Source organism: Alteromonas sp. V450 (genome assembly GCF_001885075.1).
Taxonomy (GTDB): domain Bacteria; phylum Pseudomonadota; class Gammaproteobacteria; order Enterobacterales; family Alteromonadaceae; genus Alteromonas.
The window spans coordinates 241,607-252,628 of the sequence record NZ_MODU01000004.1 but is presented as its reverse complement, the minus strand read 5'-3'; the positions used below and the strand labels follow the sequence as shown (position 1 = coordinate 252,628).

The following is an 11,022-nucleotide window of genomic DNA, read 5'->3' as shown; positions in this document are numbered from 1 at the left end:
TAATACAACGAAATTTACGTAATGAAGGCCCTTGCACTTACTAAATAAAGGTGGCGAGGGTTTCTTTACAACAATGTTTGTATCCAATAAACAGTCGAGGCTACGGGCCTTATCGTCCTCTTAAAGGTTTAGCGACCTTGAAGACTTTAGCTTATAAAAATACCAACTAAACGCGACAGGGAATAATATGAAGAAAACACTATTGAAGCTAACGCCGATAGCGTTGGCCATTACTACGTTAACCGCTTGCTCGCCAGCAAGTGAAACATCTAACACAGCGCCAGAGCCTATTAAAACGGAACAGCCCGCTGGACAGTCTGAATCTGAGCGCTTGAATGCGTTTTTTGAACGTACTTTTGAAGAGGATCTTAAGCGCTCTCCCCTGTTCCAAAGTTACCTCGGTAAAAAGTGGGACTACGATAAATGGGATGACATCAGTGATGAAGAAGCCGACGCTCGCGTTGCCATTGCTAAAAATCGTCTTGAAAAGCTTAATAGTTTCGACACCACAAAGTTAAGTGAACAAGAAAAGTTAAGCTTGCGCCTTTATAAACTGGGCATTGAACGCGATCTGGCTAACGATAAATTTAGACATCACCGTTATATTGTGCATCAGTTTCGTGCCGCACATACGCAAGTGCCTAGTTTCCTTATCAACATTCACAGTGTAAAGAGTAAAGAAGATGCTCAGGCGTATATTGGACGACTAGACAATGTACGTACGTACTTTGATCAAGTTATCGAACAAATGAAAGTTCGCGAAAAAGCCGGCGTATTTCCACCCGCTTGGGCTTATGATCAAATGATTGATGCATCAAAAAATGTGATTACCGGCGCACCATTTGATTCAAGCGAAACACCGTCTACTATCTGGGAAGATTTTCAGTCAAAGGTGAACAACCTTGATATTACAGAAGCGGAAAAAACGACATTATTAGGTGAAGCTAAAGCAGCATTAGTCACCTCTGTTCTGCCTGCGTATGAAACGTTAATCCAAGAACTCGCTCATCAGCGCGAAATTTCACCCGAAGGAGACGGCGTATGGCGTTTGCCCAATGGTGGCGAGTGGTATCAAAATCGCCTTAACTGGTTTACGACTACAGATCTCTCCGCTGAAGAAGTCCATCAAATAGGCTTAGATAATGTAGAGCGTATACACAATGCGATGCGCGACATCATGAAACAAGTAAATTTTGACGGCACGCTTCAAGAGTTTTTTGTTTTCATGCGGGAAGACGAGCAATTCTATCTACCTTCAAACGATGAAGGTCGTCAGCAATATTTAGATATGGCGAAAACAGCCATAGATGAAATGCGAGATGCGATCCCAGAGTACTTTGGTATTCTTCCTGAGGCGCCCATGATTGTTAAACGCGTTGAAGCATTTCGCGAACAGTCTGCAGGCAAAGCGTTTTATCAAAGTCCTGCACAAGATGGCAGCCGCCCAGGAATCTATTACGCAAATCTTTATGATATGAAAGCGATGCCAACTTATCAGCTAGAGGCGCTGGCATATCACGAGGGAATACCAGGACACCACATGCAGCGTGCGATTGCACAAGAACTGGAAGGTGTGCCTCAGTTTCAGAAGTTCTTGAGCTTTACCGCATACACGGAAGGCTGGGGCCTTTATACTGAAGAACTTGCGAAAGACATGGGCTTTTATAAGGACCCTTACTCTGATTTCGGCCGCCTAGCCATGGAGCTTTGGCGAGCATGCAGACTTGTTGTGGATACGGGTATTCATGCGAAGAAATGGACTCGCGAAGAGGCGGTGAACTACCTCATAGAGAACACGCCAAATCCACAATATGACGCGCAAAAAGCCATTGAACGCTATATTGCCATGCCCGGTCAGGCTACAGCCTATATGATTGGTAAACTTAAGATCATGGAGCTTAGAGAATACGCCCAAGCTGAACTTGGCGACAAGTTTGATTGGAAAGGCTTCCATGATGAGGTGCTCAAATACGGTCCGGTTCCACTGTCGATTCTAGAAGAAAACATTAATGCTTGGATTGCTTCTCAGAAAAATGTCTAGAAAGCTTGATTACATGCTCTGATCACTCAGGCCTATTAACGTTTTAAGCACATGCGGGGGCAACGGCACCTAGCATTATTGCCGAAACGCGTCTTTCGTCTAACGAAATGACGCGTTTTTTATGCCATAGTGAAAAAAAATTAACTCTTGGATTTTTTTATGTTTGGGCGAAATAAATCCGGTAATGGTCAGGTCTTATCGGATATGAAAGCAAAACACCAAAGATATGAAGCACTGGTAAAGGCATTCCACGCCGACATTTACCGCTATGCATTCTGGCTTATAAAAGACCAGAGCATTGCCGAGGATGTCGTGCAGGAAACGTTTTTGCGTGCTTGGCGCTCGTTGGACGCCCTCAATGATGAAAAAGCGGCCAAGTCATGGCTAATTACCATTCTTCGCCGTGAAAATGCCCGTCGCTTTGAGCGTAAGCAATTTGATACGGTTGATATTGACGATTGTCATATACAAGATGACACCCAACATGCAGACGGCGACCTGAAAGACAGGGAACTACAGCGACTGTTAGGTGGATTGAGTGTGGAATATCGCGAGCCACTCATCCTTCAACTAATTTTTGGCTTCAGCGGTGAAGAAATTGCCAATCAATTAGGACTCAACAAAAACACGGTTATGACTCGCTTATTTAGAGCGAGAAACCAGTTGAAAGAAGCATTAGAGAAACAAAATGAACAGAGAGGTCGTATAAATGGATGAGTTAGAATTTAGGCGTCGAATCTACGCCGATCCAGACACGACTGACAGTGACGTTCTAGAAGCGGCTAAATCGGACGAAGGTAAACGCAGTTTCTGGAATGAGCAAAAGCAGTTAGACAAGCAGTTAAAACAAGCGCTAAAAGTTGATGTACCAGAAGACCTAGCCAGCAAGCTTATTTGGCAACAGTCGACAGACGAATTTAATCGCTACAAGCGCAGAAGTCGCTGGTACCTTGCCATGGCGGCTTCGGTTGCGTTTACTGTAGGCATTGGCCTTACCATGTGGTACCACCAACCGCTTAGTATTGGCGGACAGGCACTAGCGCACATGCAGTATGCGGAAATGGAGCACGCTCATTCACTACTTCCGGTTGATTTGAATATGGTAAACGCCAAGTTAGCGAGCTTCGGCGGCAGTTTCAATGAAATGCTAGACGGTATAGAGGTCGCCAATTACTGTCACTTGAGCACGGTTAGAAGCCTCCATCTTATTGTCGATACGCCTCAGGGAAAAATGTCTGTGTTTGTTGTTCCTCAACGGGGTGATATTTCGGTGCCTAACGAATTTGAAGACCAACAATTTCATGGACAGAGTATTAAAATGCAGCATGCGAATATCATGATTGTTGGAAATAAAGACGCCGATTTATCTGATATGAAACAAGCTATTACTGAGCGAATACAATTTTCAGCTTGATGTAAGTTAAATAGACTCCTGTAGTGCTAATTTAGCACCCATCGTTACGGCCGCTTGCGGCCGTTTTTTTTTCAAAATGCGGCAAAACATTAACAGAGACAAACATTCATCATTACAAAACTTTATTTACAGTCCATCGTATAGAAATTGTGCAAGGTCGCCAACTGACATAGAGAGTCTGTGTCAGAGGTGTTAGCATGAAAGAAAAAAGATAGGGAATGTATATGGCAACTGGCACGATAATCTCTTTGGATTTGTATTTTGTTGTAATGTTGGGGATCGGTCTTTTCGCTTATCGGCAGACAGATACTAACGTAGAAGGCTACATGCTTGGCGGCCGCCAATTAGGCCCCGCAGTTACTGCACTGTCGGCAGGCGCATCAGACATGAGTGGCTGGATGCTCATGGGCTTACCAGGTGCGATGTATGTTTCGGGTTTATCTGCAGGCTGGATTGCAGTTGGCCTGGTACTCGGGGCACTTGCCAATTACATGCTGGTTGCTCCGCGTCTTCGTGTTTATACTGAGGTCGCTAACAACTCCATTACTCTCCCCGACTATTTTGAAAACCGGTTTGCCGATAACTCTCGCTTGCTAAGAGTTATCGCTTCTGTGGTTATCGTTGTTTTCTTTACACTTTACACATCATCAGGCGTTGTAGCCGGTGGAAAGCTATTTGAAACCTCATTTGGATTAACTTACGAAACGGGCTTATACGTTACAGCGGGTGTCGTTGTAGCCTACACCTTAGTTGGTGGGTTCATGGCCGTAAGCATGACCGACTTCGTGCAAGGCTGCATCATGTTTGTGTCACTTATTATGGTTCCTGCCGTTGTCATTATTGAATTGGGTGGGATTGGCGCTTCTATTAACGCACTAGACACGATTAATCCGGCGCTTTTCGATGCATTTATGGATGCGTCTACCAATGAAGCACTAAGCGTAATTGGCATTGTTTCACTGATGTCATGGGGCCTAGGTTATTTTGGTCAGCCTCATATCATTGTGCGTTTTATGGCAATACGTTCTGTTAAAGATATACCAACTGCCCGTAACATCGGTATGAGCTGGATGGTTGTGTCGATAATTGGTGCATTGATGACAGGGCTTTTTGGACTGGCCTACGTGACAGGTAACGGTAACGAAATCGATCCTGAAACCGTATTTATCTATCTGTCTCAAATTTTATTCCACCCGCTGGTTGGTGGATTCCTATTGGCGGCAATTTTAGCGGCGATCATGAGTACGATTTCTTCTCAGCTTTTGGTGACGTCCAGTTCCCTTACCAGTGACTTTTATCAGGCATTCCTTCGTCGCGACGCTTCTGATGGCGAGCTCGTTGTTGCAGGCCGTGTAAGCGTAGTAGCGGTCGCACTTGTTGCAATCTATCTCGCTTATGATAGGGACAGCACAATTTTAACGCTAGTAAGTAACGCCTGGGCAGGTTTCGGAGCAGCATTTGGACCGCTCGTTTTATTTAGCTTGTTTAAGCGCGAAATGACGCGCCGCGCAGCGCTTGGTGGAATGATTGTAGGTGCAGTTACGGTGCTATTGTGGATTTACCTTCCTATCGAAATCGGCGGGCAAAAGCTCGGTGACTGGATGTACGAAATCGTACCTGGATTTATCTTATCAAGTTTGACCATCATGATATTAAGTAAATCAGGCACACCAAGAGAAGGTGTAGTCGATACGTTCGATGCTTTCCGAATGAAATTAAAGGACAAGTAGGCAAAGAAACATTCAAAACAATAATGAAAAAAAGCTCTGTTTAGGTTTTAAAACAGAGCTTTTTTCTTTTTATAGCCCTTGAAAAAATTGGCTTATTCTTCAAATGCATCACAGTTTCATTTAATGGAATAAGATAGGCATTTTAAATAGCAAAATTGCATACTACATTTGAATTTAAATATGTTATCGTTCTATGCAGAAAAATAACCCACATATAACTTTTTTGCATATAACATAAAATTCGGATTTCAAAATGACTGCTAGTATCCCGTCTGTGACGCATTTGAAACAACTTGAAGCCGAGAGCATTCAAATTTTCCGCGAAGTGGCAGCTGAGTTTGAAAACCCAGTAATGCTTTACTCCGTAGGAAAAGACTCTTCTGTTCTGCTTCACCTTGCCCGCAAAGCATTCGCGCCCGGCAAAATTCCTTTCCCACTATTGCACGTAGATACCACGTGGAAATTTGGCGAAATGATTAAGTTTCGTGATGAACAAGCTAAGAAACACGGTTTCGATTTGCTTGTTCATATCAATGAAGAGGGTGTAGAAGCTGGCGTTGGCCCATTTAGCCACGGCTCAGCAAAACATACTGATATCATGAAAACTCAAGCGCTTAAGCAAGCATTGAACAAATACAAGTTTGATGCTGCGTTTGGTGGCGCTCGACGCGACGAAGAAAAATCACGTGCTAAAGAACGTGTTTACTCATTCCGCGACAGCAACCATCGCTGGGACCCTAAAAACCAGCGCCCAGAGCTTTGGAATATCTATAACTCTCAAGTTAACAAAGGCGAAAGCATTCGCGTATTTCCAATGTCTAACTGGACTGAGCTAGATATCTGGCAATACATCTACCTAGAAAACATCGATATTCCGCAACTTTACCTTTCTAAGCCTCGCCCTGTCGTTGAGCGTGACGGTATTCTTATTATGGTTGACGACGACCGTATGCCGTTAGAAGAAGGTGAAGTACCAGAGATGCGCTCTGTACGTTTCCGTACACTTGGCTGTTACCCACTCACTGGTGCGGTAGAGTCAGAAGCTGCAACCCTACCTGAAGTTATTCAAGAAATGCTGCTTACCAAGACGTCTGAACGCCAGGGCCGAGTTATCGACCATGACAGCGCAGGCTCTATGGAGAAGAAGAAAATGGAAGGGTACTTCTAATGGCCACCGACAACGTTGTTTGGCATAAACACGAAGTAAACAAGACCACCCGCTCTGAAAAGCTTGGTCAAACGCCTCGCGTATTTTGGCTAACGGGTTTAAGCGGCTCTGGTAAATCGACATTAGCCAACCTGCTTGAGAAAAAGCTTCACGAGCAGAACAAGCACACCTATCTGCTTGACGGCGACAACGTGCGTCACGGTCTGTGTGGCGACTTAGGTTTTAGCGACAAAGATCGCGTTGAGAACATTCGTCGCATTAGCGAAGTCGCTAAACTGTTTGTCGATGCCGGCACCATAGTACTTACCGCTTTTATCTCGCCTTTCAAAGTCGACCGCGATTATTGCCGCGGCTTAATGGAAGACGGAGAGTTTGTAGAAGTGTTTGTCGATACACCTCTTGAAGTGTGTGAGAAACGCGACCCGAAAGGGCTATACAAGAAAGCGCGTAGCGGTGAAATTAAGGACTTCACTGGTATTGATTCAGCCTATGAAGCACCTGAAGCGCCAGAAGTCCACTTAACCTATCAGGATGAACCAGCAGAGCAGACCGCTGAGCGTTTGTATGCTTTGCTTCAAGAAAAGGGATTGGTGTAATGACACAGCCTTTAAATAGTCTTGCACAAAAAGTGTTAGCTATCGCCAAAGAAGCAGGCGATAAGATCATGGCCATTTACGAGAAAGACTTCGCCATTTATGAAAAGCAAGATACCAGCCCGCTAACAGAAGCTGACCTTGCCGCACATAACGTAATTGTTAACGCCCTTGAAGCTGAATCTGACCTGCCAATTCTTTCTGAAGAGTCAGCAGATATTTCATGGGAAGAGCGCAAAACGTGGTCTTCGTACTGGCTAGTAGACCCGCTAGACGGCACTAAAGAGTTTATTAAGAAAAACGGTGAGTTTACGGTAAATATTGCACTTATCGAAAACGGTAAACCGACCATGGGTGTGGTTTATGCACCAGCACTCAACAAAAGCTATGTAGGTATTGTTGGTGAAGGTGCGTGGACCGAAGTGAACGGCGAATTTACGGCTATTTCTGCGCGCAAGCACAATGGTGCTGAAGTGTGGAAAATCGTCGGCAGCCGCTCTCACCAAAGCCCTGAAATACAAAATTTATTAGCACAGCTTAAAGGTGAAACCGAGCTTGTAGCAATGGGCAGCTCACTAAAGCTTTGCTTAGTGGCTGAGGGGGAAGCACATCTTTACCCTCGTTTAGGCCCAACATCTGAATGGGATACCGGTGCAGCACACGCCGTCGCATTAGCGGCTGGCGCGAACGTAACGGTACTTGACCCTGAAAATCCATTAGATGACAACGCTGACGCTCTTACGTACAACCAAAAAGAGTCTGTGTTAAACCCCTTTTTCCTTGTGAGCGCATAACATGAACAATGAAAACGAATTATTAAGACAGGACATTCTGTCTTACCTAGAACAACACGAAAAGAAAGACATGCTACGTTTCCTTACATGCGGAAGCGTAGACGACGGTAAAAGTACCCTAATTGGCCGCCTGCTTCACGATTCAAAAATGATTTATGAAGACCAACTTGCAGCTATCACTAAAGACAGTAAAAAAGTGGGCACTACCGGCGAGAAAGTTGACCTTGCCCTTCTAGTAGACGGTCTTCAGTCTGAGCGTGAGCAAGGGATTACTATCGACGTAGCATACCGCTACTTTTCTACTGACAAGCGTAAGTTCATTATCGCAGATACTCCGGGGCACGAGCAGTACACCCGTAACATGGTAACCGGTGCGTCAACGTGCGACCTCGCTATTATTCTTGTTGATGCTCGCGGCGGCGTTAAGGTTCAAACGAAACGTCACTCGTTCCTGGTTTCTCTTCTAGGTATCAAACACGTTATTGTTGCTATCAACAAAATGGACTTGATGGACTATTCAGAAGAAGTGTACAAGCAAATTCAGGAAGACTACCTGAAATTTGCTGAGCAGCTTGATATTCCTGATATTCAGTTCGTACCTATTTCAGCACTTGAAGGCGACAACGTAGTAGGCAAGAGCGAAAAGACCCCTTGGTTTGACGGTACGCCACTAATGGAAATGTTGGAAAACATTGAAATTGGTGAAGACGACAACCTGGAAGATTTCCGCTTTCCTGTGCAATACGTTAACCGCCCTAACCTAGATTTTCGTGGCTTTGCGGGTACCGTGGTATCTGGTCAAGTTGCACCAGGTGATGAGGTAACGGCACTTCCTTCTGGCAAGAAATCAAAAATTAAGCAAGTCGTTACCTTTGAAGGCGATCAAGAGCGTGCTTATGTACCTCAGGCGGTAACGCTAACGTTAGAAGACGAAATTGACATCTCTCGTGGCGACATGATTGTTAAGTCTGATAACTTGCCATTGCTTAACACGCAGTTCAAAACACACCTTGTGTGGATGAGCGAAGAGCCGCTAATGCCGAACAAGCAATACTTGTTCAAGTTTGCGACTAAATCGACACCAGGGGTTGTTGCTCATATCGATAATCAAATTGATGTGAACACGCTTGAAGAAACAGATGCTATGCACCTTAATCTTAACGAGATTGGTGTTGTAGACGTTAAGTTTACTCAGCCTGTTGCATGCGACCCGTATAAGCGCAACCGCCCTACCGGTTCATTCATTGTAATCGATCGACTTAGCAACGGTACGGTCGGTGCTGGTATGATCATTGATGAAATTGCAGGCGATGCACAGCATACATCACCTAACTTCTCTGAGTTCGAACTTGAATTCAATGCACTAGTACGCAAGCACTTCCCGCATTGGAACTCTGTGGATATCAGCAAACTTTAAGCAGGACTGGAGCAATATGGATGTGACCCAGTTTATCGTACTGGCAGTATTTGCCGGTACGATATGCGCGCTGATATTTACCAATCAGCGCCCTTCCACTGTGTTTTCTGGTGCGGTGTTAGTATTACTGGTTACCCAGCAGTTGTCACTTGATGACATCTTACTAAATTTAACAAACAAGGGGCTTATCACCCTTGTTTTGTTACTTTTGGTAAGTAGTGCAATCGATAAAACAGCGCTTATAAAACGCTTGGGAAGGAAATTAGTCAGTGCAAACTTTACGCAATCCTATTGGCGCTTGTTTTCGCTAACCTTTATATCATCTGCGCTATTAAACAATACTGCTATTGTGGCAAGCCTTATTGGGCCCATTAAGCAAAACCAGTACCACCCAGCCTCTCGATTGCTGATACCGCTCTCATATGCTGCTATTTTAGGTGGTACAGTAACCTTAATTGGAACGTCTACCAACTTAATTGTAGACAGCTTTTTACAAGAACATGGGCATCCAGGGTTCAACTTTTTTGACTTCACACTTTACGGCACCGTAGCGGGTTTAAGCTGTGGTTTACTCATGTTCTTATTACTTCCTTTGCTGCCCCACATTGGCAATAAAAGTAATAATTATCACGAGTATATGGTTGAAGCCGAAGTGGAATCAGGTTCAGAACTCATAGGCAAAACTGTAGAGCAAAACCACTTACGCAATTTACCCGAACTCTTTTTGGTGGAGGTGATACGCAATGGGAATCTGATATCTCCTGTTGGGCCTGACTTAGTTATTCTGGAAAATGACAAACTGATCTTTTCTGGCAACGTTCAGAAACTTGATAATCTTAGCCACATAAAAGGGCTGAGCATGTTTGCCGAGACAGACGGTGTGCTGCGTGAAAGTCTAACTGAGGTGGTCGTTGCTAATCGCGCGCAAGTTATCGGGCAAACTATAAAAAAACTTGGTTTTAGAGCCCTATTTGATGCCGCCGTTGTCGCCATTCGCCGCGACGGAGAGCAACTGTCAGGAAAGTTAGGCGAAATAAAGCTTCAGGCAGGAGACTTTTTACTTCTTGCCACCGGGCCTGATTTTGCAACCCGTCAAAATTTAAATAAAAACTTTTTTATTTTGTCAGAGCAGAAAATTGCCCGACCTTTAACGAACAGGCAAGAATGGATAACCCTCGGCGGCTTTCTTACTACAGTGTTACTCGCTGCTACTAACGTCATTTCATTGGCTATAGGGCTGCTTTTCTTAGCCGCTGTGCTTATTGGCGTAAACGTTACGTCAAATGGGGAGATGAAACGAAATTTACCACTGAATCTGATTGTTGTAATTGTAGGTGCGTTAAGCTTGGCCACCGCACTGGAAAATTCTGGTGTTATCCATACCACAACGAACGCATTGATGCCGTTATTGTCTGGCACGGACTGGTTTATTGCGTTAGTGGTCATTTACTTATTAACACTTTTGTTGACAGAATTTGTAACCAACAATGCAGCAGCTGCCCTAATGTTCCCTTTTGCCTACGGGTTGGTTCAAATAATAGGCGCGCCGCTTATGCCATTCGCCTTGGCAGTCGCATTTGCAGCTAGCGCTAGTTTTATTTCACCTTTCGGTTATCAAACTAATTTACTTGTCTTTAATGCAGCGAATTATAAATTTTCGCATTTTATTAAAATCGGACTTCCTATCTCAATAGTCTACAGCACCATTGTACTTTCGCTGCTAAAAGTCTCTTATCTTTAAATTTCACCGTGGAGGGAATGTCAACTCCCTCTTTTCTTTGCGTTTACATATGTCACCCGAAAGGTCGCCATAGCATCAAAAACTAATCAGTAACTTGTTCTGTACATACAAAACATGACTGAGT

9 protein-coding genes are annotated in these 11,022 nt (G+C 44.3%); all 9 read left to right on the top strand.

The genetic code is table 11. The features are described from left to right. The first annotated feature begins 187 nt into the window (after positions 1 to 187). The gene (locus BK026_RS01145; RefSeq protein ID WP_071814144.1) at positions 188 to 2,041 is read left to right on the top strand and encodes a DUF885 family protein; all 1,854 of its coding nucleotides are present in this window, start codon (positions 188 to 190) and stop codon (positions 2,039 to 2,041) included. 159 nt (positions 2,042 to 2,200) lie between these two features. Beyond that, the gene (locus tag BK026_RS01140) at positions 2,201 to 2,758 is read left to right on the top strand and encodes a sigma-70 family RNA polymerase sigma factor (RefSeq protein WP_071814143.1); all 558 of its coding nucleotides are present in this window, start codon (positions 2,201 to 2,203) and stop codon (positions 2,756 to 2,758) included. Next, positions 2,751 to 3,455, top strand: coding sequence for a DUF3379 family protein (locus BK026_RS01135; RefSeq protein WP_071814142.1), 705 nt, complete (start codon positions 2,751 to 2,753; stop codon positions 3,453 to 3,455). Before BK026_RS01140 ends, BK026_RS01135 begins: the two co-directional genes overlap by 8 nt. Positions 3,456 to 3,679: 224 nt before the next feature. Beyond that, a complete protein-coding gene (putP, locus tag BK026_RS01130) occupies positions 3,680 to 5,185 on the top strand; it encodes a sodium/proline symporter PutP (protein ID WP_071817423.1) in 1,506 nt (501 codons plus the stop codon). A 253-nt stretch (positions 5,186 to 5,438) separates the two neighbouring features. Then, the gene (cysD, locus tag BK026_RS01125) at positions 5,439 to 6,353 is read left to right on the top strand and encodes a sulfate adenylyltransferase subunit CysD (RefSeq protein ID WP_014976001.1); all 915 of its coding nucleotides are present in this window, start codon (positions 5,439 to 5,441) and stop codon (positions 6,351 to 6,353) included. Further along, positions 6,353 to 6,949, top strand: coding sequence for an adenylyl-sulfate kinase (gene cysC / locus BK026_RS01120; protein ID WP_071814141.1), 597 nt, complete (start codon positions 6,353 to 6,355; stop codon positions 6,947 to 6,949). The genes cysD and cysC overlap by 1 nt, the downstream gene beginning before the upstream one ends. After that, a complete protein-coding gene (cysQ, locus tag BK026_RS01115) occupies positions 6,949 to 7,740 on the top strand; it encodes a 3'(2'),5'-bisphosphate nucleotidase CysQ (protein ID WP_071814140.1) in 792 nt (263 codons plus the stop codon). The genes cysC and cysQ overlap by 1 nt, the downstream gene beginning before the upstream one ends. A 1-nt stretch (position 7,741) precedes the next feature. Then, complete coding sequence (gene cysN, locus BK026_RS01110) at positions 7,742 to 9,157, top strand: sulfate adenylyltransferase subunit CysN (protein WP_071814139.1); 1,416 nt, start codon at positions 7,742 to 7,744, stop codon at positions 9,155 to 9,157. Between the two features lie 16 nt (positions 9,158 to 9,173). Then, positions 9,174 to 10,898: an SLC13 family permease gene (locus BK026_RS01105; protein ID WP_071814138.1), complete on the top strand. Its 1,725-nt coding sequence runs from the start codon at positions 9,174 to 9,176 to the stop codon at positions 10,896 to 10,898. The last annotated feature ends 124 nt before the right edge of the window (positions 10,899 to 11,022 follow it).

Excerpts from the sequence above, each read along its gene's own strand:
- cysC (WP_071814141.1), top strand. The coding sequence starts at position 6,353 with ATGGCCACCGACAACGTTGTTTGGCATAAACACGAAGTAAACAAGACC.
- cysN (WP_071814139.1), top strand. The coding sequence starts at position 7,742 with ATGAACAATGAAAACGAATTATTAAGACAGGACATTCTGTCTTACCTA.
- BK026_RS01105 (WP_071814138.1), top strand. The coding sequence starts at position 9,174 with ATGGATGTGACCCAGTTTATCGTACTGGCAGTATTTGCCGGTACGATA.
- BK026_RS01140 (WP_071814143.1), top strand. The coding sequence starts at position 2,201 with ATGTTTGGGCGAAATAAATCCGGTAATGGTCAGGTCTTATCGGATATG.
- BK026_RS01135 (WP_071814142.1), top strand. The coding sequence starts at position 2,751 with ATGGATGAGTTAGAATTTAGGCGTCGAATCTACGCCGATCCAGACACG.
- BK026_RS01145 (WP_071814144.1), top strand. The coding sequence starts at position 188 with ATGAAGAAAACACTATTGAAGCTAACGCCGATAGCGTTGGCCATTACT.
- cysQ (WP_071814140.1), top strand. The coding sequence starts at position 6,949 with ATGACACAGCCTTTAAATAGTCTTGCACAAAAAGTGTTAGCTATCGCC.
- putP (WP_071817423.1), top strand. The coding sequence starts at position 3,680 with ATGGCAACTGGCACGATAATCTCTTTGGATTTGTATTTTGTTGTAATG.
- cysD (WP_014976001.1), top strand. The coding sequence starts at position 5,439 with ATGACTGCTAGTATCCCGTCTGTGACGCATTTGAAACAACTTGAAGCC.